This is a genomic window from Gallaecimonas kandeliae (assembly GCF_030450055.1).
GTDB lineage: Bacteria > Pseudomonadota > Gammaproteobacteria > Enterobacterales > Gallaecimonadaceae > Gallaecimonas > Gallaecimonas kandeliae.
The window spans coordinates 1,707,821-1,730,157 of sequence record NZ_CP118480.1 but is presented as its reverse complement, the minus strand read 5'-3'; the positions used below and the strand labels follow the sequence as shown (position 1 = coordinate 1,730,157).

Sequence of the window (22,337 nt, the reverse complement as noted above, 5' to 3'; positions counted from 1 at the left end):
ATGGAACTGTCCGCCCTGACAGCCATCTCCCCCGTCGACGGCCGCTACGCCAATAAGGCCGCCGTACTGCGTTCCATCTTTTCCGAATTTGGCCTGATCAAGTATCGGGTCCAAGTGGAAGTCCGCTGGCTGCAATTGCTGGCCGCCACCCCCGGCATCGAGGAGGTCCCTGCCCTCTCCAGCGATGCCAATGCGGCCCTCGACGCAATCGTTTCCGGCTTCAGTGAGGCCGACGCCCAGCGGGTCAAGGACATCGAGCGCACCACCAACCACGACGTCAAGGCGGTGGAGTATTTCCTCAAGGAAAAAGTGGCCGGCAACAGCGAACTGAACGCCGTCACCGAGTTCATCCACTTCGCCTGCACCAGCGAGGACATCAACAACCTGTCCTACGGCCTGATGCTGAAGGAAGCCCGCGAGCAGGTGGTGCTGCCCTACTGCGACAAGCTGATCGGCGCCATCAAAGATCTGGCCGGCAAGTACGTGGCGGTGCCGATGATGGCCCGCACCCACGGCCAGCCCGCCTCCCCCACCACCATGGGCAAGGAGATGGCCAACGTGGCGGTGCGCCTGGAGCGCCAGCGCAAGCAAATCGCCGCCGTCGAGATCCTCGGCAAGATCAACGGTGCCGTCGGCAACTTCAACGCCCACTACAGCGCCTACCCGGATCTGGACTGGCCGGCCATGGCCGAAGCCTTCGTCACCGGCCTGGGCCTTGAGTGGAACAAGTACACCACCCAGATCGAGCCCCACGACTACATTGCCGAGCTGTTCGACGCCCTGGCCCGCTTCAACACCATACTGCTGGATTTCGACCGCGACCTCTGGGGCTACATCGCCCTCGGCCACTTCAAGCAGAAGACGGTGGCCGGCGAGATCGGCTCTTCCACCATGCCCCACAAGGTCAACCCCATCGACTTCGAGAACTCCGAAGGCAACCTGGGTATCGCCAACGCCGTCTTCGATCACCTGGCCGCCAAGCTGCCGGTGTCCCGCTGGCAGCGCGATCTGACCGACAGCACAGTGCTGCGCAACCTGGGCGTGGGCGTGGCCCACTCCGTCATCGCCTATGAGGCCTCCCTCAAGGGCATCTCCAAGCTGGAAGTGAACGAGCAGAGCCTGCTGGACGAGCTGAACCAGAACTGGGAACTGCTGGCCGAGCCCATCCAGACGGTGATGCGCCGCTACGGCATCGAGAAGCCCTACGAGAAGCTCAAGGAGCTGACCCGCGGCCGCCGCGTCGACCAGGCCGGCATGCACGCCTTCATCGACGGCCTCGAACTGCCGGAAGAGGTCAAGGCCGAGATGAAGCTGATGCGCCCCGACAACTACCTCGGCATCGCCGAGCGGCTCACCCGCGAACTCTAAGCGGCGAGTCATGAAAGAAGGCGGCCTTAGAGCCGCCTTTTTTGATCCCCCACAAGCGCCTTTGCCGCTCTTGGGTTAGCATTAGCGCATCTGCTGTTCCTTACGTAAGAGACTTTATGAAACTGGCATTACCCGGTGGTCCCCAGGCCTTCCTCAGCGAATACTGGCAAAAGAAACCCTGCCTCATCAAAGGCGGCATAATGCAGTTCAAGGATCCCCTGGACGCCAACGACCTGGCGGGCCTGGCCATGGAGGCCGAGGTGGAATCGCGGTTGGTGGTACGGATGGGTGAGAACTGGGACGTCCAGCACGGCCCCTTCGAGAGTTTCCCCAGCAGCGACAAGGACTGGACATTGCTGGTCCAGGCCGTGGATCACTGGTTCGAACAGAGCAATGAGCTGATGCAGCTCTTCGACTTCATGCCTGGCTGGCGTGTGGACGACCTGATGGTCAGCTTCTCGGTACCGGGCGGCGGTGTCGGCCCCCATTTGGACCAGTACGACGTCTTCATCATCCAAGGCGAAGGCAAGCGCCGCTGGCGGGTGGGCGACAAGCAGCCACTCAAGACCCTGACCCCCCACCCCAGCCTGCTGCAGGTCGAACCCTTCAAGGAAGCCCTGATCGACGTGGAGATGGAGCCCGGCGATATCCTCTATATCCCCCCCGGCTTCCCCCATGAAGGCTACGCGGTGACGGCGGCACTCAACTACTCTGTGGGCTTCCGCGCTCCTTCTGGCCGCGATCTCTTGACCCACTTTGCCGATCTGGCCATCGACGAAGAGCGCTACAACCACCGCTATGGCGACCCGGATCTGCGGGTACGGGACAAGCGCGGCGAGGTAAGCCTCCCCGAGCTCAACCGCCTCAAGCGCTGCCTGACCGAGATCTTCGACGACGAAGCCACCCTCTACCGCTTCTTCGGCCTCTACCTGTCGGAAGCCAAACACGAGCTGGACTTGGCCCCCTGCGAACCCGAATACCATGAAGAGGAAGTAGCGCAGCTGCTGGAGGCCGGCACAGTCCTGCATCGCCTGGCCGGCACCCGCGCCCTCTACCTGGCCGGCGTTGCCGATTGCCTCTTCGTGGATGGCGAAGCCCATGCCCTGCCCCAGGCCGTGGCCGAGGAGCTTGCCAACCAGGGCTGCCCCGACACAGGCCTGCTGGCGGCCCATCCTGCGGCCCTCAGGCCCCTGACCCGCCTTATCAACCGCGGTTACTGGTTCTTCGAGGAATAAAAAAGCCGCCCTTCTGGGCGGCTTTTTTCAGGCTTCCTGTTGCCAGAGGCCGGGCTCGTCATAAATCTTGTAGAGCCCTTCGGCACGCCCTATCAGCAGGTTGGCGAAATCCACCTGCACCTTGTCGTTGCGGCCGGGGCCGCGAAGGATGTTTTCGGCTTGCATCTGCCAGTTGAGGGCAAAGTGACGCAGTGCTTCACGGGCACTGGCAGCAGTGCTGTGGGGTAGGTGATCGGCCGGCAGGTTGCCGGTGATGACCCAGAAGTCAGACACCTTGTTGCTTTCCTTGGCCTTGATGCGCCACACCGCAACCAAAGGCGCCAGCACCCGGCTGTCGCTCTGGCGCACGCCCTGGGGCAGTATGCCCTTGGAAGCCAGATAAGCATTGGCCTTCTGGAAGCTCTGGCGTACCCACTGGGCTTCCAGCTCCTGGCGCTGCTCTTCGCTCAGCGGCTCGGCGGCTTGCTGTTGTTCTTGTTCGGCCATTGTTACAACCTCTTTTCAAATACGGCACGCGGCCTACCATAGCCGGGGCCTGGACCCAAGGCAAGAGGGGCCCTGTCCAGATTGCTTTACTGGTTGGAGCAGAGGCTATAACCTTCCGGCCATCTGGTCAGCGGGGCCAGACTTATCTAAGATGTCGCCGTCACGAACACCATTGGTTTACGTTTACGGCAACGTTAAGTACCATGCGTACCCACTGGTGTCACTATTACCCCTACACGGAGAACAACGACGTGGCTGTATTCAATCACACTGCGTTCGATGGGCATGAGCAGGTCATGTTCTGCCATGACCCGGAGACCGGCCTCAAGGCAATTATCGCTATTCACAACACCAACTGTGGTCCTGCCGTCGGCGGCTGCCGCATGTGGAACTACGCCTCAGACGATGAAGCCTTGACCGATGTGCTGCGCTTGTCCCGTGGTATGACCTACAAGAACGCCATGGCCGGCCTGCCCTTCGGCGGCGGCAAGTCCGTCATCATCGGCGATGCCAAGACCATGAAGTCCGAGGCCCTGTTCCGCGCCTTCGGTCGTTACCTGAACACCCTGGGCGGCCGCTACGTCACCGCCGAGGACGTGGGTACCTCCACCACCGACATCGCCCACATCCTTAAAGAAACCGACTATGTTGCCGGTATCGAAGGCATGTCCGGTGATCCGTCCCCCTTCACCGCCCTGGGTACCTACCTGGGCATCAAGGCCGCCGTTAAGCACAAGCTGGGTCGCGACGACCTGGAAGGCCTGACAGTCGCAGTGCAGGGCCTGGGCTCTGTCGGCTACTACCTGTGCGAGCACCTGAACAAGGCCGGCGCCAAGCTGTTCGTGACCGACATCAACCAGGATGCCCTCAAGAAGGCCGAAGCCGAGCTGGGCGCTACCATCGTTGGTCTGGACGAGATCTACGACCTGGACGTGGACGTCTACGCGCCCTGCGCCCTGGGCGCCACCGTCAACGACAACACCCTGGGTCGCATCAAGGCCAGCATCATCGCCGGCTGCGCCAACAACCAGCTGGCTGAAGCCCGCCATGACCAGGCTGTTCGCGACAAGGGCATCCTCTACGCGCCCGACTACGTGATCAACGCCGGCGGCATCATCAACGTTTCCTTCGAGAAGGACTATGATGCGGCCAAGGCCACCGCCAAGGTCGAAGAGATCTACGCCACTCTGATGGATATCTTCCAGCGCGCCGACGCAGAGAACAAAGGCACCGGTATCGTTGCCGACGTGATGGCCCGCGAGATCATCGCCCGCGGCGGCAAGTAAGGCTGCAGCGGAAAAAAAGGCCCCTTCGCGGGGCCTTTTTTATTGGGTTGGGCAAAAATCTTGGAATGAACCCGGTTTCCTGAGGAAAGGTCATGCAATACGCCAAAATCACCGGTTGGGGCAAGTGCCTGCCGCCGGCCAGCATCAGCAACGACGAGCTGAGCCAGATAGTCGACACCAACGACGAATGGATCCGCACCCGCAGCGGCATCCGCAGCCGCCGTATCAGCCATGTCGATACCGCCACCCTGGCCACAGTCGCCGCCAAGCGGGCCATCGACTGCGCAGGCATTGATCCGACCGGTATCGACCTGGTGCTGCTGGCCACCTGTACCCCCTCGACCATGGTGGCCAACACCGCCTCCCAGGTTCAGCACGACATAGGCGCCACCAACGCCGCGGCCTGTGACGCCAACGCCGCCTGCTCCGGCTTCCTCTACGCCCTGCAGATGGCCACCGCCCAGATCCAGGCCGGCATGATTAAGAAAGCCGTGGTCATCGCCGCCGAGCGCATGAGCTGGCACCTCAACTGGGCAAGGCGTGACAGCGCCGTACTCTTCGGCGACGGTGCCGGCGCCGTGGTGCTGGAGGCAAGCAACGAGCCTGCCGGCCTGCTGGCCGCCAAGACCGGCTGCGACTCGGGCGATCGCGGCATTTTGCACATCAGCAACTGCGGCACCAACACCGACAGGTACCAGCCCCTTGGCCCCTCCGAGATCCACTTCGAAGGCCGTGAGATCTTCAAGCGCGCCGTCAAGGGCATGAGCGAGGCCTGTGACGACGTGCTGCGCCAGGCCAAGCTGGAACTCGCCGACATCGACCTGCTGGTCCCCCATCAGGCCAACCTGCGCATCATCCAGGCCATCCAGCATCGCCTGGATCTCCCGGACGACAAGGTGATGGTCAACATCGACCAGTACGGCAACACCTCGGCCGCCACCATTGCCATCGCCCTCTGCGAAGCGGTGGAGCGGGGCCTCATCCAGCCCCATGCCAACATCATGTCGGCCGCCTTCGGCGCCGGCCTCACCTGGGCCGCCGCCTACATCAGGTGGGGCGAGCGGGTCACGCCGGTTCGCCAGAGCCAGGCGGAGCTGCCGCCTTGTGACAAGACCGGCCTGGAGCTGGTGATGCCCGCCGTCAAGGCCTGCCAGGGCGGCTAAAGCCCAAACGAGAAAAGGCCCCATCCCGGGGCCTTTTTGTTACCGGTCTCAATGGCCGCGCATATAGGCCCGCAGGGAAGCCCCTATGGCTTCGATGGGATGTTGCTGGTTCTGCTCGTCGACGGCGGCCAGTTTGGCGTCGTCCACCGCCGCGAAGCTTCCGCCCTCCCCCAGCTCGCGCAGATCCCAACCGGCCATCACCGTCTTGAGGATGCCGGTGGCCTGGTCGGCGAAGAGGTAGTTGCCGTACTCGGCGGTGTCGCTGATCACCAGGTTCATCTCGTGCAGGCGGCGCCGGGCCAGGGTGTTGGCGATGAGCGGCAGTTCGTGCAGGGACTCGTAATAGGCCGAGGCCGGGCTGATGCCCGCTGCCACCATCACCTCGAAAGCCAGCTCCACGCCGGCGGCGAAGAGGGCCACCAGGCCGCTGGCACGGTCGAAGTCGAGATTGAAGGGCGTGCTGGGCGGGGCTTGCTCGAAGGCACTTTCGCTGCTCTGCTGGCGCCAGGTCAGTAGCTCCACGTCGTCGTTCTGCCAGTCGGTCATCATACGCTCGGCGAAACGGCCGGCCAGGATGTCGTCCATGTGCTTCTCGAACAGGGGCCGCAGCGCCGCCTTGACGGCATCGGCCTGGGCACGGGCATGCGCCCTGGCGCCGGGGGACAGGCGGGAGAAGGCCAGGCGCACGCCGCCGGCCTTCATGCTCTCGGCCACCTGCTCTATGCCGTACTGGAAGAAGGCGGCGGCCTGGTCGGCCGGCACCTTGAGCTCGGCCAAACGTTCGAAGCCGGCCACGCACACCGCCTGGGGCAGGCCGCACAGTACCGTCTGTTCCCCCATCAGGTCGGATTTCACTTCCGCTTCGAAGCTGGACTCCAGCACCCCGGCCCTGTGGCCGCCGGTGCCGGCGCACCAGGCCTTGGCCCAGGCCTGGCCTTTTCCTTCCGGATCCTGGTGGACGGCGATAAGGGTCGGTACCCCAAAGCCGCGCACATACTCGGCCCGCACTTCGGTGCCGGGGCACTTGGGCGCCACCATGATGACGGTGATGTCGCTGCGGATGGCGCGCTGGGCTTCGATGACATCGAAGCCGTGGGAATAACCCAAGGCCGCCCCCTCCTTCATCAGCGGCATGATGGCGTTCACCACGGGGCCGTGCTGCTTGTCGGGGGTCAGGTTGATGACCAGATCGGCCTTGGGCACCAGCTCTTCGAAGCTGGCGACGAAGAAGCCGTTGTCGCTGGCCCGCCGGTAGGAGGCGTTCTGGCCATCGATGGAGGACTGGCGCAGCGCATAGGCCACGTTGAGGCCGGAGTCGCGCAGGTTCAGCCCCTGGTTCAGGCCTTGGGCGCCGCAGCCGAGGATCACGATCTGCTTGCCCTTGAGGGCGTTGACGCCGTCCTCGAAGGCGCTCTTCGGCAGAGGGTGGCAGTGGCGCAGGGCGGTCAACTGCTCGCGCAGGGGCTTGTGGTGAAACGCAGTCATCTATTACTCCTTCAACATAAAAAGCGGCTGTAGGCGGGATTGGTGTCTTCGGCCTTGTAGGGGTACCCGATGGAGTCCAGGTGCCTGACCAGGCTGGTCTTATCCGCGTCGGCAAAGGCGGCCAGCACCCGGCCGACGTCGGCGCCATGATGGCGGTAGTGAAAAAGCGAAATGTCGAAATGGCTGCCCAGGGTTTCCAGGAAATTGAGCAGGGCCCTGGGGTGCTCCGGGAAGGCGAAGCTGTACAGGGACTCGGGCCGGGCTACCGGCGGCTTGCCCCCCACCATGTAACGGACGTGGAGCTTGGCCAGCTCGTCGTCGGACAAGTCCAGCACGTCGAAGCCGGTGCTGTGCACGTCCGCCAGCAGGGAGACCCGCTCGCCTTGGGAGCCGATGCGGACCCCCACCAGGATCTGGGCCTGCTCCTTGTCGCGAAAGCGGTAGGAAAACTCGGTCACCGCCCTGCCCTTCAAGGTGCGGCACAGGGCCAGGAAGCTGCCCGGGCGTTCGGGGATGGTCACCGCCAACACCGCTTCGGTGCCTTCCCCCAGATCGCAGCGCTCCGAGACCTGGCGCAGCAGGTGGAAGTTGAGGTTGGCCCCGGACAGCACCGCCGCCAGTTGGCGCTTGTCGCCGCCGTGGCCCTCGGCCCAGGCCTTGAGTCCGGCCAACGACAAGGCGCCGGCCGGCTCGGCCACGGCCCTGACGTCCTCGAAGATGTCCTTGATGGCGGCGCAGATCGCGTCGTTGGACACCAATACCACCTCGTCCAGATACTGGCTCAGCAGCCGGTAGGTCTCGGTGCCGATGCGCTTGACGGCGACGCCGTCGGCAAAGCTGCCCACCTCGTCCAGGGTCACGGGGCCGCCTGCGGCCAGGGCGGCCTTGAGGCAGGCCGAGTCCTCCGGTTCGACGCCGACGATATGAAGAGAGGGTTTCAATTGCTTGATCACGGCCGCCACCCCGGCAGCCAGGCCACCGCCGCCCACCGGCAGGAAGAGCACTTCGAGCTTGGGTAGATCCTTGATGAGCTCAAGGCCCAGGGTGCCCTGGCCGGCGATGACCTGCTCGTCGTCGAAGGGTGCCACGAACACCAGGCCGTCCTGCTTGGCCAGGCTCTGGGCGTGGTCCTTGGCCGCGTCGAAGTTGTCGCCCAGCAGCACCACTTCGGCGCCCAGGGCGCGCACCGCCTCCACCTTGATGGCCGGGGCCTGGGTCGGCATGACGATGATGGCCTTGAGCCCCAGGGCTCTGGCCGACAGCGCCACCCCCTGGGCGTGGTTGCCGGCCGAGGCCGCCACCACGCCACTGCCCGCCGGCAGGCTGGCCAGCTTGTGGTAGGCGCCGCGCAGCTTGAAGCTGTGCACCGGCTGCAGGTCTTCGCGCTTGAGCCAGATGTCCAGGCTAAGGCGCTCAGAGAGCCTTGGCAGGCGGTTCACCGGCGTGGCCTTGGCCAGCTCGTAAACCGGCGAGCAGAGCGCCTCGCGCAGGTAGGCCTGGCCGTCTAGCATGGCGCCCCCTTCAGGATTTGTGGGTCACGCACCCCGCCCTGGTCGGCGCTGGTGGCCAGCAGCGAGTAGGTGCGCAGCCAGGCGCTGATGGCCCTTTGGCGGGGGCCTGGGCGGTAGGTGGCGGTCTTGGCGCGCTCGGCCAGTTCGTCGTCGGTCAATGTCACCGACAGCGCACGGCTGGGGATATCGATAACGATGACGTCCCCTTCCTCCACCAGGGCCAGGGGCCCCTTGGCCGCCGCCTCCGGGGCTATGTGGCCGATGGACAGGCCAGAGGTGCCGCCGGAGAAGCGGCCGTCGGTGATAAGGGCGCAGCTCTCGGCCAGCCCCATGGATTTGAGGTAGCTGGTGGGATAGAGCATCTCCTGCATGCCGGGGCCGCCCCTGGGGCCTTCGAAGCGGATCACCAGCACGTCGCCGGCCTGGATCTGGCCGCCGAGGATGGCCTCGACGGCGCTGTCCTGGCTGTCGAAGACCCGGGCTGGCCCTTCGAAGTGCAGCAGGGCGTCCGGCACCCCGGCCGTCTTGACCACGGCCCCGCGGGGGGCCAGGTTGCCGGTCAGCACCGCCAGGCCGCCGTCCTGGCGGTAGGCGCCCTGGACTGAGCGGATGCAGCCCTGGTCGCGGTCGACGTCCAGGCTGGGCCAGTAGCTGTCCTGGGAGAAGGCGGTGCTGGAGGGGATGCCGCCGGGGCCGGCCAGGTAGAATTCGGCCTGCTTGCTGGTCTCGAAGGCGGCCAAGGTCTCCTTGAGCGTCTCGCCCCGCACGTTAGGGGTGTCGGTCGTCAGCAGGCCGCCCTTGGCCAGCTCGCCGAGTATGGCCATGACGCCTCCGGCCCTGTGCACGTCTTCCATGTGGTATTGGCTGGTGGCCGGGGCCACCTTGCACAGCTGGGGCACCTTCTTGGACAGGGCGTCGATGTCGGCCAGGCCGAAGTCCAGTTCCCCTTCCTGGGCCGCCGCCAGCAGGTGCAGTATGGTGTTGGTGGAGCCGCCCATGGCGATGTCCATGGCCATGGCGTTCATGAAGCTTGGCCGGCTGGCGATGGTTCTCGGCAGGGCTTTTTCGTCGCCCCTGTCGTACCAGGCTTCCACCAGTGCCATGATGCGCTTGCCCGCCTCCAGGAACAGCGCCTTGCGCTTCTTGTGGGTGGCCAGCATGGAGCCGTTGCCCGGCAGGGCCAGGCCCAGGGCCTCGGTCAGGCAGTTCATGGAGTTGGCCGTGAACATCCCCGAGCAGGCGCCGCAGGTGGGGCAGGCGGATTTTTCCACCTGCTCTACTTCGGCGTCGGACACCCTGGGGTCGGCGGCCTTGACCATGGCGTCCACCAGATCCAGCTTGATTAGCTGATCGGACAGTTTGGTCTTGCCCGCCTCCATGGGCCCGCCGGACACGAAGATGGTGGGGATGTTGAGGCGCAGGGCCGCGTTCAGCATGCCAGGGGTTATCTTGTCGCAGTTGGAGATGCACACCAGGGCGTCGGCGCAGTGGGCGTTGACCATGGTCTCCACGGCGTCGGCGATGAGCTCCCGCGACGGCAGCGAATAGAGCATGCCGTCGTGGCCCATGGCGATGCCGTCGTCCACCGCTATGGTGTTGAATTCCCTGGGGGTGCCACCCGCTTCCCGCACGGCCCCCGCCACCAGCTCGCCCAGGTCTTTCAGATGCACATGGCCAGGCACGAACTGGGTGTAGGAGTTGGCGATGGCGATGATGGGCTTGCGCAGGTCGCCATCAGCCAGGCCTGTGGCGCGCCACAAGGCCCGGGCCCCGGCGTTGCGGCGGCCCTTCAGGGTAGTGTCACTCCTACGCGGCGGCATCTTGGGCCTCCACCGGATCCAGCCAGCCCCATTTGTCCTGGGTTTCGCCGTTGAAGAGGCCGAAGAAACGCTGCTGCAGCAACTGGGTGACGGGGCCCGGCTTGCCGCTGCCCACCGCCAAGCGGTCGATGCTGCGCACCGGGGAGATCTCGGCGGCGGTGCCGGTGAAGAAGATCTCGTCGGCGATGTAGAGGGCCTCGCGGGCAATGGGGGCCTCGACGATCTCCATGCCCTCTTCCCTCGCCAGAGTGATGATGGCGTCGCGGGTCAGGCCCGGCAGTATGGAAGCGGTGGCAGGCGGCGTGTAGAGGACGCCGTTCTTGACCATGAAGATGTTCTGCCCTGCCCCTTCCGAGACCTGGCCGCGGCTGTCCAAGGCAATGCCCTCGTGGAAGCCGTTACGACGCGCCTCGCTTGCTATCAGCAGGGACGACAGGTAGTTGCCGGCCGCCTTGGCGCCTGTGGGCAAGGTGTTGGGGGCGCTCCTGGCCCAGGAGGCGACGCAGGCGTCCACCCCTTCTTCGATGGCGCTGGCCCCCAGGTAACGGCCCCAGGGGAAGGCGGCCACCAGCACCGACATCTCGTTTTGTGGCGGCACTATGCCCATGCCCACTTCCCCCAGGTAGGCCAGGGGGCGGATGTAGGCGCTTTTCAGGTTGTTGGCGGCCAGTACCTGGCGGCTTGCCGCCATCAGCTCGTCGACGCTGTAGGGAAGGGTGAAACGGTAGATGCGGGCCGAATCGTGGAGCCGCTGCATGTGCTCGCGGTGGCGGAAGATCACGGAGCCGCTTGGGGTGTCGTAGGCGCGGATCCCCTCAAAAAAGGCGGTGCCGTAGTGCATGCTGTGGCTCATGGGGTGGATCTGGGCTTCGCTCCAGGGCGCCAGTTGGCCATCCATCCAAATAAAATCGGCGCGGGTCATGCTGCTTCCTCCGTCAGGGATACCACGTCAGCCAGCTTTTCCAGCTGCCGGGTCAAAAGGGTCAAGGGTTGTTCGTGCTTGACGCAAAGGCGCAGGCCATCGGGCTGCCATTGCACCAAGAGGGGTTCGAAGCCCCGGTGGCGGACCAGGCGCAGCAGGCGCTCCAGGGCCGCCGGGGCGGGTCTTAAGGTGATCAACAGGGTCGTCTGGGCCACGGCTCAGGCCTCCATCATCTGGTGGTTGCCCTTGCCCGGCGGCACCAGGGGCCAGACCCCCAGGTCGCTGGGGATGGCCACATGCAGGAAGTAGCTGCCGTCGGCGGCCAGGAAGCGGTCCAGGGCGCCGTCCACCTGGTCGGGGTGGCTCAGGCGCTCGCCCGGGATCTCGAAGGCGCTGGCGATGGTCAGGAAGTCCGGGTTGTCGGACAAGTCCACCTCGGAATGGCGGCCGTCGAAGAAGAGGCTCTGCCACTGGCGCACCATCCCCAGGCGCTGGTTGTCCAGCAGCAGGATCTTCACCGCCAGCCCCATGCGCTTGACGGTGGCCAGCTCCTGGATGTTCATCATGATGGAGCCGTCGCCGGTCACCAGCAGGGTCTGGGTGCCGGGCTCGGCCAGCTTGGCGCCGATGGCCGCCGGCAGGCCAAAACCCATGGTGCCGAGGCCGCCGGAGGAAATATGGCGGCTGGGGTGGTCGAAACCCATGTGCTGGGCCACCCACATCTGGTGCTGGCCCACGTCGCAGCAAACCCGCGCCTGCCGACCCGCCTTGCGGGACAGCTCCGCCAGCAGCCAGGGGGCATGGATATGGTCCGGTGCCCTGGGGGCGCTGAAGCTGTGCTCGGCCTTGTAGGCGGCGCAGTGGGCCTGCCAGTCGGCACCGGCAGGCACCCGCGCCAGCTGCTTCAGGGCCGCCTTGGCATCCATGGCCAGGGCCACGTCGGCATGGCGGCGCTTGCCGAGCTCGGCGGCGTCGATGTCGACATGGATCACCCGGGCATGAGGGGCGAACTCAATCAGCTTGCCGGTGACGCGGTCGTCGAAACGGGCCCCCAGCACCAGCAGCAGGTCGCACTCCTGTACCGCCATGTTGGCGCCGCGGCTGCCGTGCATGCCCAGCATCCCCAGGTTGTATTCATAGTCCAGGCCACAGCTGCCCAGGCCTTTGAGGGTCTCCACCGCCGGCATGCCGGTGGCGGCCAGAAAGTCGCGCAGCTCCTCGATGGCATTCCCCATGCCGATGCCGCCGCCCACGTAGGCGATGGGTCTCTTGGCGCTGCGCAGCAAGGTCTCGGCGCGGCCCAGGGCGACAAAGTCCACCCGGGTGGCCCCTTGGGCGGGGCCCTTGGCGGCCGGGCGGCGGCCGACGGCGGCCTGCTGCACGTCCTTGGGGATATCCACCAGCACGGGGCCCGGCTTGCCGCTCTTGGCCAGGGCGAAGGCCTCTTCGATGATGGCCGGCAGCTCGGCAGGATCGGTCACCAGGTAGCTGTGCTTGGTACAGGCCAGGGACAGGCCCAGCACGTCGATCTCCTGGAAGGCATCGGAGCCGATGGCATTGCTGGGCACCTGGCCGGTGATGGCCACCAGGGGGATGGAGTCCATCATGGCGTCGGCCAGGCCGGTGATGAGGTTGGTAGCCCCCGGGCCCGAGGTCGCCATCACCACCCCCACCTGGTTGCTGGCCCTGGCGTAGCCGATGGCGGCCAGGGCGGCGCCCTGCTCGTGGCGGCACAGCACATGGGTCAGCTCGGCATCCACCAGGGCGTCGTAGATGGGCATGATGGCGCCGCCTGGGTAGCCGAACAGGGTATGGACGCCTTGCTGTTGCAGGCATTCCACCAGGCACTGGGCGCCGGTGATGCTGTCGATGAGGGGTCTTGCTTGGTTCATGGCTTTTTTCCTTGGCCCTAAAACGAAAAACCCCCCGGGCTTCTCAGCGCGGGGGGTTTTTGGATTTCTGCTTTGTCAGCGTTTACACAAAAGCACCCCGCGCGGCTGGCGAATAATCACCACCACGAGCACGAGGACGAGAAGAATGGCTTGTTGTGTAAAGGCGTTCACAAGGCTGTCCGACTAGAGGTTATCAAGTTGCTAATAGAACTAGCACAGCCAAAAAGAAAAGCACAACTCCTTTTTTCAAGTTTTTTAAATTCTTGAAAATCAGTGCGTTGCGCTAGATGCATGAGAGGGTAATTGTTGACGCTGACGTCAAGGGAATGTCAATCCAGGGCTTGCCGATCGGCTTCGCTGAACAACTCGAGGGGCAGGCGCAGCCGATAAGGCCCGGCCTTGGCCAGCACCAGGCGCCCTTCCCTGCGCACCCCCGCCCTTGGGCTGCGCAGCTCCAGGTCGCCGAAACGCACAACCAGCTGCCCTGCTTCGAGCCAGGCCGCCGTCGCCTGGCCGAGGGCCCGGCCTTGGCGGATCCCAAGGCCCCATTCGAGCAGTACCAGGGCGAACACCAGGCCCAGCAGCACCGCCGTCGGCCAGTGCCAGCCCCCTTCCAGCTCCCGGTCGAGGCCGACCAGGATCAGGGCGTAGAGTATCCAGCGCAGCAATCGCATCAGCTCATCTCCAGCAGCCACTGCACAGGGTGCAGGGGCTTTTGTCCTTCCATGCGCCCAACCTGGCAGCGGCAGGAATAGCCGGTGGCCAGCACGGTATCGGCCTTGGCCACGGCGCCGCGCCAGGACAGCTCATAGAGGGCCTTGGAGGTCTCCTGGTGCTCGGCCTCGTGGCCGTAGGTGCCGGCCATGCCGCAACAGCCGACGCTGGCGACGGACAGGCTCAGGCCGGCCTTGTCGAAGATCTGCTGCCAGGCCTTCTCGCTGGTGGGCTCGGCCGTCTTTTCGGTGCAATGGGCAAAGAGGGTGGCGCTGCCTGCATTGGCCCGGCCTGCAGTGGCGCTGTCTTGGCGGAGGGCCGCGAAAGCCTCTTCAGGCAGCTTGGCCAGCCACTCCTGGGCCAGCAACACCTGGAAGTCGCCGCGCTTGTCGCCAAGCGCCTTGCGGTACTCGTCCCGATAGCAAAGCACCAGGGACGGATCCACCCCCACCAGGGGCAACCCCAGGGCATGCAGGGGATTGAGGAAGTCCGCCGCCGCCTGGGCTGTCTTGTTGAAACGGGCCAGGAAGCCCTTGACGTGCTCGGGCTTGCCGTTGGGTTTGAAAGGCAGCAGCTTGGGCACAAAGCCCAGCTTTTCGATGAGGCGGACCAGGTCGGCCACCACCTTGGCGTCGTAGAAACTGGTGAAAGGGTCTTGGACCACCAGCACCAGCTTGTCCTTCTGGGGGTGGCTGGCGAGGCTGGCGAGATCCCAGTCCAGGGCGTCGTGGCCGGCCAGCTGGTCCTTGAGGGTCGGCGCGGACAGCAGCGGCGAGTCCACCATGCCGACTGTCTTCTTGAGCAATCCCTGGAACCAGTTTTGGCCCAGCAGGGCGTTGACCAGCTTGGGCCAGCGGGCCATCAGCGGGCTGCTTAGCTCCACATTGGCCACCAGGTGGTCTTTGAGAGGCCGCAGGTAGCGCTGGTGGTAGAGGTTCATGAAGCGAGCCCTGAAACTCGGCACGTCCACCTTGATGGGGCACTGGCTGGAGCAGGCCTTGCAGGCCAGGCAACCGTCCATGGCCTCTTTGACCTCGCGGCTAAAGTCGTATTCACTGCCCAGGCTGTTGCGCAGCCGGTTGAAGAAGGGCAGCTTGCGGTTGCCTGCTTCGAGGGCGTCGGGGTTCACGCCACTTTCGGCCAGGAGGCGCAGCCATTCGCGCACCAGGCCGGCGCGGCCTTTGGGGCTGTGGCGCCTGTCGCCCGTGACCCGATAGCTGGGGCACATGGGGCTGGTGGCGTCGTAGTTGAAACAGAGGCCGTTGCCGTTGCAGCTCATGGCGCCGCTGAAGCTGTCCCGCACCTGGACGGGGATCTGCCGGTCCAGGGCGCCGCGCTTGGGCCCGTCCACCGACACCAATCGATGCTCCCCTTCCAGCGGCGTGCAGATCTTGCCGGGGTTCATGCGGTTGTCCGGGTCGAACTGGCTCTTGACCCAGCGCAGCTCGTCCCAGAGTTCGCCGAAGAAGGTGGGGGCGTATTCGGAGCGAAAGCCCTTGCCGTGCTCGCCCCACATCAGGCCGCCGTACTTGGCCACCAGGGCCACCACCTGGTCTGAGATCTCCCGTAGCAGCAGTTCCTGCTGGGGATCGCAGAGATCCAGGGCCGGGCGCACGTGCAGCACGCCGGCGTCCACGTGGCCGAACATGCCGTAGTGCAGGCCCTTGGCGTCCAGCAGGGCGCGGAACTCCAGGATGAAGTCGGCGAGGTTCTGGGGCGGCACCGCCGTGTCTTCGGCAAAGGGCTGGGGCTTGGCGCTGCCCTTGGTGTTGCCGAGCAGTCCCACCGATTTCTTGCGCATGGCGTAGATGCGGTTGATGGCGCCGAGATCGCTGGTGAGCTGGTAGCCGATGATACCGCTCTCGCCGCCCAGGGCCTCGTCCAGGCGCTGGCAGAGGCTCTGCACCTTCGCTTTTTGCGCCGCCTCGTCCACGTCGTTGAATTCGACGATGTTCAGGCCCTGCATGTCGTGGCCCGGCACCTCGCTGATGAGGTCCTTCACCTGGTGCCAGATGATGTCTTCACGGGCAAGGGAAAGCACCTTGGAGTCCACCGTCTCCACCGAGGTGGCCTTGGCCGCCACTAGGAAAGGGGCGTTGCGCAGGGCCTTTTCGAAGCTGTCGTACTTGATGTTGATGAGGGTCTTGAAGGGCTCGATGCGGTTGACATGGAGCTTGGCCTCGGTGACGAAGGCCAAGGAGCCTTCGGCGCCGCAGATGAGCCTGCCGAGGTCGAAATGTTCCAAGGCCTCGTCATAGACGTGTTCGAGGTCATAGCCGGTCAGGAAGCGGTTGAGGCGCGGGAAGGTCTCGAGGATCTGCGCACGCTTGTCCTTGAGCCGCTTGGCGATATCCCGGTGCAACTGCCCTGCCCGGCCCGGCAGCCTTTCCAGCTCGGCCAGGGGCAGCGCTCTCGTTTCCAGCTCTTCGCCGTCAACCAGCACGGCCCTTAACCCCAACACATGATCCGAGGTCTTGCCGTAGACCAGGGAGCCCTGGCCGGAGGCGTCGGTGCTGACCATGCCGCCGACGGTGGCCCGGTTGGAGGTGGACAGATCCGGGGCAAAGAAAAAGCCGTGGGGGCGCAGGAAGTCGTTGAGCTGGTCCTTGATGACCCCGGCCTGGACCCGCACCCAGCCCTCTTCGGCGTTGAACTCGAGAATGGTGCGCATGTGGCGGGACATGTCCACCACCAGGCCGGTGTTGAGGCTCTGGCCGTTGGTGCCGGTGCCGCCGCCGCGGGCGCTGAACTGCACCTGCGGGTGGCCCTTGGCGACCCGGGCCAGCAGCAGCACGTCTTCATGGTCTTTCGGCAGCACCAGGGCCTGGGGCAGCAGCTGGTAGACGGAGTTGTCGGTGGCGACACTCAGCCTTTCGCTGTAGCGGGTCTCGATATCGCCGCGAAAGCCGGCGGCCTTGAGGGCATCGAGGAAGGCCAGGTAGGGAGCGCTGAGCTGCGGTGCTGTGTCGAGTCTTGGGATCATGAAGGCCGGGCCAGAACGGGTTTTCGGCCAGTATATCAAAGAAAACCCCGGCCGAGCCGGGGTCTTATTTGCTGTTTTGCCAATACGTTATCAGCGGTTTTTAAGCCTAGTCCAGGCCTGGGCCGGCAACCGGAAACGGCCAAGCTGGGCGGCAAGCTCCTCGGACAGCCGGGCCAGGTGTCGGCTGGCTTCCGAGACCTGGCTGGCGGCCTGGGAGTTCTGCTGGGCCGAGACGCTGATACTGCTGACGTTTTGGGCCAGTTCCTTGGATACCTGGGATTGCTGCTCCGATGCCGTGGCCGTCTGGCTGACGGCGTCCCCCATCGCCTTCAAGGCCTCGAAGATCTGCGGCAGGCTCTGGGCCATGGCGTCGACATCGACCAGGCTCTGCTCGGCCAGGCCGTTGCATTGCTGCATGGCGCCAGTCAGGGCCGAGGTCTTGCCTGACACGCTGCCGATCAGGCCCTCGATATCGGCCGTGGCCTCCTGGACCCGGGTGGCCAGCTTGCGCACCTCGTCGGCCACTATGGCAAAGCCACGGCCGTGTTCCCCTGCCCTGGCCGCCTCTATGGCGGCGTTGAGGGCCAGCAGGTTGGTCTGCTCGGCGATATTGGCGATCACCACCACCACCTGGCGGATCTGCTGGCTTTCCTGGTCCAGCAGCGCTATGTCCCGGCCTATGGCGTCGAAGTGCTCGACCGTCATGCCCACCTGGCGGCGGGTGCTGCCCACCTGATCGCCGACGCCGGTCAACAGCTCCGTCATCAGCTCCGAACGCTGGCTGGCATGAACGGCGTTGTTGCTGATCTCGTTGGCCGCCAGGCTCATCTCCTCGATGGCGGCCGCCAACAGTTCCACCTGCTGGGACTGGGTGACGATGGAGCTGGAGGTCTCGTTGGCTATCTGGGTGGTGGTGCCCGATTCCTGGCTGAGCTGGTTGCTGGCATGGCGGATGCGCCCCAGCAGTTCGATGAACATGGTCTGCAGCTGGGCCAGGCCGTTGTGGACATTGGCGCCCTGGCCGTTGGCGGCCAGGGGTTCGCTGAGGTCGCCGCTGGCGATCCGGTTGGCCAGGCGCTGCATCACCTCGGGCTCGTTGCCAAGGGGCCTCAGCACCCAGCGGCCGACCAGGGCCACCCCCAGCACCACCAGCAGCAATACCGGCAGCAGCACCATCAGGGCCGCAAAGCGCATCTTCAGCACCGGCGCCATGGCCTCGCTGAGGTCCATCTCGGCGATGAGGGCCCAGCGCATCCCGGCGACATCCACGGGGGCGAAGGACGACAGCACCTGGTGGCCGTTGTAGTCGGTGAGGATCTCGGTGCCGCTTTTCCCTGCCAGAGCCTCACGGCTGGCGCGGGTGTCGACGCCATTTTCGGCGACGCTGCCGGCAAAAGAGGCGCTCAGGGAATGGCTCTTGGGGGCCAGGAAGGAATCGGAACGCATCCGCAGATCCTGGCCCACCAGGTAGGACTCGCCGGTGCGGCCCATGCCGGCGCGCAGCTGCATCAGCTCGTTGATCTCGGTGGGGTCCAGCTGCAGCCCCAGCACCATCTGCTTGCCCTGCCAGGCCATGGGCACGCCGAGGAAGGCCGCCGGCTCCCCCTTGCTGGGGGCATAGGGGCTGAAGTCGACCAGGGCGTAGTTGGCGCCGTCCTCCACCTGGTGATAGAGCCGGGCCAGGCCGCTGTCCCTGAAGGGGCCATGCTGCAGGTCGGTGTGGAAGTCCGGCTCTTTCATGACGCTGTACTGCACTATCCCCTCTGGATCTATGACGAAGAGGTCATAGAAGCGGTTTTCCTTGATGAAGTGTTCGAACAACGCCTGGTGCTGCTGCCAGTCGCCGTTGCTGGGCAGGCTCGCCACCACCTGGCGCAGCGTCAGCAGTTGGTGCTGCTTGGCGTCCAGCAGTGTCTTCAGTTCACTTTGCTTGAGGGCACGGATAGAGGTGAGCTGGTCGAAGATCTGGCCCTTGAGGGCGCTGGAGGCAAGGGGACAGAGGATGAGGGCGACCAGCAGGGCCGGTACCAGGCCTATGGACAGGATAAGCAGGGTCACGCGCTGACGAAAACTCATGGCGGTTCCTCCTTGAACTGAATGCAAAATGCCATCATGGCTCTAGCAGTCTAGGCGCTGTTCCTGCCCTGCGCCGGATTTCATCGCGGCCCTGCGGCCGCTGTCAGGTCCAAGCACTCGCCGCCACAAAAAAGGGGGGAGCCATGGCTCCCCCCTTCCTGCTGGGTCTGGACTCAGGCCTGCACCAGGCTCTTGTCCTTCAAGGTGTCGTGGCAGATGGAGCGCTCGCTCTTGGCCACCAGGGTGGACACGGCCGTGTCCCCCACCACGTTGGTGGTGGTGACGAAGGCGTCGCAGATGCGGTCTGTGGCGAGGATGATGGCCATGGCCTCCATGGGCAGGCCCAGCTGGTGCAACAGCACCCCTGTGGTGACGGCGGCGCCGCCCGGCACGCCGCCGGTGGCGATGGCCAGCAGGAAGGTGGTCACGCCCAGGGTCACCAGTTGGCTGCTCTCGAGGCCGGTGCCGTAGGCGTTGGCCACGAAGATGGTGGCCACCGTCATGTAGATGGCGGAGCCGGACATGTTCATGGTGGCGCCGAGGGGTACGCCGAAGCCGGCCACGGACTTGTCCACGCCCAGCTTCTCGGTGAGGGTCTTGAAGGTCACGGGGATGGTGGCGTTGGAGCTGGCCGTGGACAGGGAGAAGAAGATCTGTTCGCGCAGCTTGGCCAGGTACAGGGTCGGCTTGATGCCGGTGAAGAAGGACACCACCAGCGGGTAGAAGACCAGCATCCAAAGCAGCAGTATGCCGACGTTGGTGCCGACGTAGGCGCCCACGGCCTTGATGGCGCCGGTGTCCAGGGTGGCGGCCAGGCCCACTGTCAGGAAGAAGACGCCGTAAGGGGCCAGGGACATCACCATGGTCACCAGCTTCATCATCAGCTCGTTGGCTACGGCAAAGCCCTTGGCGGCGGCCTTGGACTCTTCCTCACCCAGGCCCTTGATGGCGATGCCGGTGATGATGGCCATGAACAGGATCTGCAGCATGTTGCCTTCGGCAAAGGCCTGGAAGGGGTTGCTGGGCACCACTGAGGCGATCAGGGCCAACAGGCTCGGGGCCTCTGTCAGGGTCGGCACGAAGGGCTTGCCGTCCAGGGTCAGGCCGGCGCCGGCTCCCGGGGCCAGCCAGAGGCCGATGATAAGGGCGGCGGCGATGGCCAGCACCGTATTGACCAGGTAGAGCAGGAAGGTCTTGGTGCCGAGGCGCCCGAACTGGCCCAGGTTCTCCAGGGAGCAGACGCCGTTGACGATGGAGATGAACACCAAGGGCACGACCAGGAGCTTGATCAACGACACGAATAGGCCGCCGGCGGTGCCGAAGAGGTCGTGGATCAACGTCTGGTGCAGGAAGTCGGCGCCGGGAAAGAGGCGGCTCAGGGCGCCAAAGGCCAGGCCCATCGCCAGGGCGATGAAGATCTTGGTGGTCAGGGAAAGCTGCATAAGTCGGGTTTCTGGTTATGGTAGTGGCCCCGGACTATACCCAAAGTCGCGGGCCCATACCTGTGATCCATTTCACATCTTGTTGTGGCGCCCCGGGTTCTTGGCGAGAATGGCGGCATTTGCCACACTGGGCCTTTGCCCTCAGGGGACGACCTCGATGTCCAACACCGAGCTGGTACTGCTCTTCCTCCTGGCCGCCGTCGTCGGCGTGCCCCTCTTTCGCCGCCTGGGCCTGAGCCCGGTACTGGCCTACCTGGCCGCCGGCCTGGTGCTGGGCCCCTCTGTTTTCAACCTGGTCAGCGACGCCGAGACCCTGCTGCACTTTTCCGAACTGGGCATCATCCTGATGCTGTTCGTGCTGGGGCTGGAGCTGTCCCCGGCCCGGGTGGTGGCGCTCAAGAGCGCCATCTTCCTGCTGGGAGGCGGCCAACTGCTGCTGACCACGACCGCCTTCACCGGCGCCGGCCTGGCCCTGGGGCTCGGCTGGCAGGCGGCGCTCATCGCCGGCGCCGCCCTGTCCCTCTCCTCCACCGCCTTCGCGGTGCAGCTATTGAAGGAACACGGCCTGCTGGCGTCCCAGCGCGGCCAGGACAGCTTCGCCATACTGCTCTTCCAGGACATGGCAGTGGTGCCTTTGCTGCTGCTCTTGGCCGCCCTGGCCCCGGACGGCAGCGCCAGCCAGCTGGCCCCCTGGTACGCGATAGTGGCGGCCTTCGCCGCCGTCGGCCTCTTCGCCCGCTTCGGCCTGGCGCCGCTGATGGAAGCGGTGGTGGGCGCCAAGGTGCGGGAGGTGCTCACCGCCCTGGCCCTGCTGCTGGTGCTGGGCAGCGCCTGGCTGATGGAAACCCTCGGCCTTTCCGCCGGCATGGGCGCCTTCCTGGCCGGCACCTTGCTGGCCAACTCCTCCTATCGCCACCAGCTGCACGCCGACATCGAGCCCTTCAAGGGCCTGCTGCTGGGGCTCTTCTTCATGGCCATCGGCATGGTGCTCAAGCTGGAGCTGCTGTGGACGGCGCCGCTGACGGTACTGGGCGCCCTCGCCCTCTTCCTGCTGGTTAAAGTTGGCGTGCTCTGGCCCCTGGCCCGGCTCTGGGGCCACAACGGCGTCAAGGCCCTGCAACTGGCCGTGATCCTCAGCGAAGGGGGCGAGTTCGCCTTCGTGCTGGCCAGCCAGGCAGGTAGCCGCGGCCTCTTCAGCCCTTTCCAGCAACAGCTGTTGGTGCTGGTGGTGGGCTTGTCCATGGTGCTGACCCCCTGGCTGTTCGCCGCCGTGAAAAGGCTCTGCACCCTGGCCGAACAGGGCCCGGACGTGCCAGGCCCTGCCCCCAGCGGCAAGCCGAGGGTGATAGTGGCGGGCTTCGGCCGCTTCGGCCAGATAGTGGGCCGGGTGCTGGCCGCCTACCGCATCCCCTTCATCGCCCTGGACAAGGACGCCCAGCACGTCTCCCTGGTGCGCCGTTTCGGCGCCGAGGTGTTCCTCGGCAACGCCACCGAATTCGAACTGCTGGACAAGGCCAGGGCCGGTGACGCCGAGATCCTGGTGGTGGCGGTGGACGACAAACGCGACGCCATGGCCATAGTGGCCCTCAGCCAGGCCCGCTTCCCCCACCTCAAGCTGCTGGTGCGGGCCGTGGATCGCCAGCACGCCATCGAGCTCAAGCGCATCAGCGGCGTCAGGCAGGTATTTCGGGAGACCTTCACCTCGGGCCTGGAAGCCACCCACGCCACCCTGATGGAGCTGGGCATTCCCGAGCCCGAGGTGCGGGATATCGTCGGCAAGTTCCGCGAACACGACGAGGCCCTGCTGGAATCGGCCGTGGAGCAAGTGGAGGACGAGAAGGAAAGGATCAAGCTGGTGCGGGCCAGCCGGGCCCAGCTGGCGAAGCTGCTGCGGGAGGATGCGGAGCTCTGAGGGAGCCAAGGCCGGGCCGGCATCGACAGCATAAGGTGCCAA

At 65.3% G+C, this 22,337-nt stretch carries 16 protein-coding genes; 5 read left to right on the top strand and 11 right to left on the bottom strand.

The window, feature by feature from the left end; translation table 11 throughout:
- Together purB and PVT67_RS08390 are read left to right on the top strand one after the other, a co-directional pair.
- Positions 1 to 1,368 carry an adenylosuccinate lyase gene (purB, locus tag PVT67_RS08395; protein ID WP_301499451.1) on the top strand — a complete coding sequence of 456 codons (1,368 nt, stop codon included), beginning with the start codon at positions 1 to 3 and terminating at the stop codon, positions 1,366 to 1,368.
- A 116-nt stretch (positions 1,369 to 1,484) separates the two neighbouring features.
- A complete protein-coding gene (locus PVT67_RS08390) occupies positions 1,485 to 2,603 on the top strand; it encodes a cupin domain-containing protein (RefSeq protein WP_301499450.1) in 1,119 nt (372 codons plus the stop codon).
- 27 nt (positions 2,604 to 2,630) lie between these two features.
- Here PVT67_RS08390 and PVT67_RS08385 read toward each other — a convergent pair whose 3' ends face one another.
- Positions 2,631 to 3,089 (bottom strand): DUF4826 family protein, encoded by a 459-nt coding sequence (locus tag PVT67_RS08385; RefSeq protein WP_301499449.1) that lies wholly within the window; start codon positions 3,087 to 3,089, stop codon positions 2,631 to 2,633.
- 203 nt (positions 3,090 to 3,292) lie between these two features.
- On the opposite strand from PVT67_RS08385, the gene PVT67_RS08380 reads away from it, so the two are divergent.
- Together PVT67_RS08380 and PVT67_RS08375 are read left to right on the top strand one after the other, a co-directional pair.
- Positions 3,293 to 4,375, top strand: coding sequence for a Glu/Leu/Phe/Val dehydrogenase dimerization domain-containing protein (locus tag PVT67_RS08380; RefSeq protein WP_336407824.1), 1,083 nt, complete (start codon positions 3,293 to 3,295; stop codon positions 4,373 to 4,375).
- Between the two features lie 92 nt (positions 4,376 to 4,467).
- A complete protein-coding gene (locus tag PVT67_RS08375; protein WP_301499448.1) occupies positions 4,468 to 5,538 on the top strand; it encodes a ketoacyl-ACP synthase III in 1,071 nt (356 codons plus the stop codon).
- Positions 5,539 to 5,586: 48 nt separating this feature from the next.
- On the opposite strand, the gene ilvC is transcribed toward PVT67_RS08375, so the two are convergent.
- The 10 genes from ilvC to PVT67_RS08325 all read right to left on the bottom strand — a co-directional run bounded on the left by ilvC (position 5,587) and on the right by PVT67_RS08325 (position 20,383).
- Complete coding sequence (gene ilvC / locus PVT67_RS08370) at positions 5,587 to 7,023, bottom strand: ketol-acid reductoisomerase (protein WP_301499447.1); 1,437 nt, start codon at positions 7,021 to 7,023, stop codon at positions 5,587 to 5,589.
- An 11-nt stretch (positions 7,024 to 7,034) separates the two neighbouring features.
- Complete coding sequence (gene ilvA, locus PVT67_RS08365) at positions 7,035 to 8,534, bottom strand: threonine ammonia-lyase, biosynthetic (RefSeq protein ID WP_301499446.1); 1,500 nt, start codon at positions 8,532 to 8,534, stop codon at positions 7,035 to 7,037.
- A complete protein-coding gene (gene ilvD / locus PVT67_RS08360) occupies positions 8,528 to 10,354 on the bottom strand; it encodes a dihydroxy-acid dehydratase (RefSeq protein WP_301499445.1) in 1,827 nt (608 codons plus the stop codon). The genes ilvA and ilvD overlap by 7 nt, the downstream gene beginning before the upstream one ends.
- Entirely contained in the window at positions 10,341 to 11,276 is a 936-nt protein-coding gene (locus PVT67_RS08355) for a branched-chain amino acid transaminase (protein WP_301499444.1), read from the bottom strand. Before PVT67_RS08355 ends, ilvD begins: the two co-directional genes overlap by 14 nt.
- The gene (locus tag PVT67_RS08350; protein ID WP_301499443.1) at positions 11,273 to 11,491 is read right to left on the bottom strand and encodes an ACT domain-containing protein; all 219 of its coding nucleotides are present in this window, start codon (positions 11,489 to 11,491) and stop codon (positions 11,273 to 11,275) included. Before PVT67_RS08350 ends, PVT67_RS08355 begins: the two co-directional genes overlap by 4 nt.
- Positions 11,492 to 11,494: 3 nt before the next feature.
- On the bottom strand, positions 11,495 to 13,138 hold the full coding sequence (gene ilvG / locus PVT67_RS08345; protein WP_301499672.1) for an acetolactate synthase 2 catalytic subunit: 1,644 nt from the start codon (positions 13,136 to 13,138) through the stop codon (positions 11,495 to 11,497).
- Positions 13,139 to 13,497: 359 nt separating this feature from the next.
- The gene (locus PVT67_RS08340) at positions 13,498 to 13,842 is read right to left on the bottom strand and encodes a hypothetical protein (protein WP_301499442.1); all 345 of its coding nucleotides are present in this window, start codon (positions 13,840 to 13,842) and stop codon (positions 13,498 to 13,500) included.
- Positions 13,842 to 16,865: a D-2-hydroxyglutarate dehydrogenase YdiJ gene (ydiJ, locus tag PVT67_RS08335; RefSeq protein ID WP_301499441.1), complete on the bottom strand. Its 3,024-nt coding sequence runs from the start codon at positions 16,863 to 16,865 to the stop codon at positions 13,842 to 13,844. Before ydiJ ends, PVT67_RS08340 begins: the two co-directional genes overlap by 1 nt.
- Positions 16,866 to 16,955: 90 nt before the next feature.
- Entirely contained in the window at positions 16,956 to 18,941 is a 1,986-nt protein-coding gene (locus PVT67_RS08330; protein WP_301499440.1) for a methyl-accepting chemotaxis protein, read from the bottom strand.
- Positions 18,942 to 19,114: 173 nt separating this feature from the next.
- Positions 19,115 to 20,383: a dicarboxylate/amino acid:cation symporter gene (locus tag PVT67_RS08325; protein ID WP_301499439.1), complete on the bottom strand. Its 1,269-nt coding sequence runs from the start codon at positions 20,381 to 20,383 to the stop codon at positions 19,115 to 19,117.
- 157 nt (positions 20,384 to 20,540) lie between these two features.
- On the opposite strand from PVT67_RS08325, the gene PVT67_RS08320 reads away from it, so the two are divergent.
- The gene (locus PVT67_RS08320) at positions 20,541 to 22,295 is read left to right on the top strand and encodes a cation:proton antiporter domain-containing protein (RefSeq protein WP_301499438.1); all 1,755 of its coding nucleotides are present in this window, start codon (positions 20,541 to 20,543) and stop codon (positions 22,293 to 22,295) included.
- Positions 22,296 to 22,337: the final 42 nt, after the last annotated feature.

What these genes read in the sequence shown, in the direction of transcription:
- purB (WP_301499451.1), top strand. Translation starts at nt 1, where the DNA reads ATGGAACTGTCCGCCCTGACAGCCATCTCCCCCGTCGACGGCCGCTAC.
- PVT67_RS08390 (WP_301499450.1), top strand. Translation starts at nt 1,485, where the DNA reads ATGAAACTGGCATTACCCGGTGGTCCCCAGGCCTTCCTCAGCGAATAC.
- PVT67_RS08385 (WP_301499449.1), bottom strand. Translation starts at nt 3,089, where the DNA reads ATGGCCGAACAAGAACAACAGCAAGCCGCCGAGCCGCTGAGCGAAGAG.
- PVT67_RS08380 (WP_336407824.1), top strand. Translation starts at nt 3,293, where the DNA reads ATGCGTACCCACTGGTGTCACTATTACCCCTACACGGAGAACAACGAC.
- PVT67_RS08375 (WP_301499448.1), top strand. Translation starts at nt 4,468, where the DNA reads ATGCAATACGCCAAAATCACCGGTTGGGGCAAGTGCCTGCCGCCGGCC.
- ilvC (WP_301499447.1), bottom strand. Translation starts at nt 7,023, where the DNA reads ATGACTGCGTTTCACCACAAGCCCCTGCGCGAGCAGTTGACCGCCCTG.
- ilvA (WP_301499446.1), bottom strand. Translation starts at nt 8,534, where the DNA reads ATGCTAGACGGCCAGGCCTACCTGCGCGAGGCGCTCTGCTCGCCGGTT.
- ilvD (WP_301499445.1), bottom strand. Translation starts at nt 10,354, where the DNA reads ATGCCGCCGCGTAGGAGTGACACTACCCTGAAGGGCCGCCGCAACGCC.
- PVT67_RS08355 (WP_301499444.1), bottom strand. Translation starts at nt 11,276, where the DNA reads ATGACCCGCGCCGATTTTATTTGGATGGATGGCCAACTGGCGCCCTGG.
- PVT67_RS08340 (WP_301499442.1), bottom strand. Translation starts at nt 13,842, where the DNA reads ATGCGATTGCTGCGCTGGATACTCTACGCCCTGATCCTGGTCGGCCTC.
- ydiJ (WP_301499441.1), bottom strand. Translation starts at nt 16,865, where the DNA reads ATGATCCCAAGACTCGACACAGCACCGCAGCTCAGCGCTCCCTACCTG.
- PVT67_RS08330 (WP_301499440.1), bottom strand. Translation starts at nt 18,941, where the DNA reads ATGAGTTTTCGTCAGCGCGTGACCCTGCTTATCCTGTCCATAGGCCTG.
- PVT67_RS08325 (WP_301499439.1), bottom strand. Translation starts at nt 20,383, where the DNA reads ATGCAGCTTTCCCTGACCACCAAGATCTTCATCGCCCTGGCGATGGGC.
- PVT67_RS08320 (WP_301499438.1), top strand. Translation starts at nt 20,541, where the DNA reads ATGTCCAACACCGAGCTGGTACTGCTCTTCCTCCTGGCCGCCGTCGTC.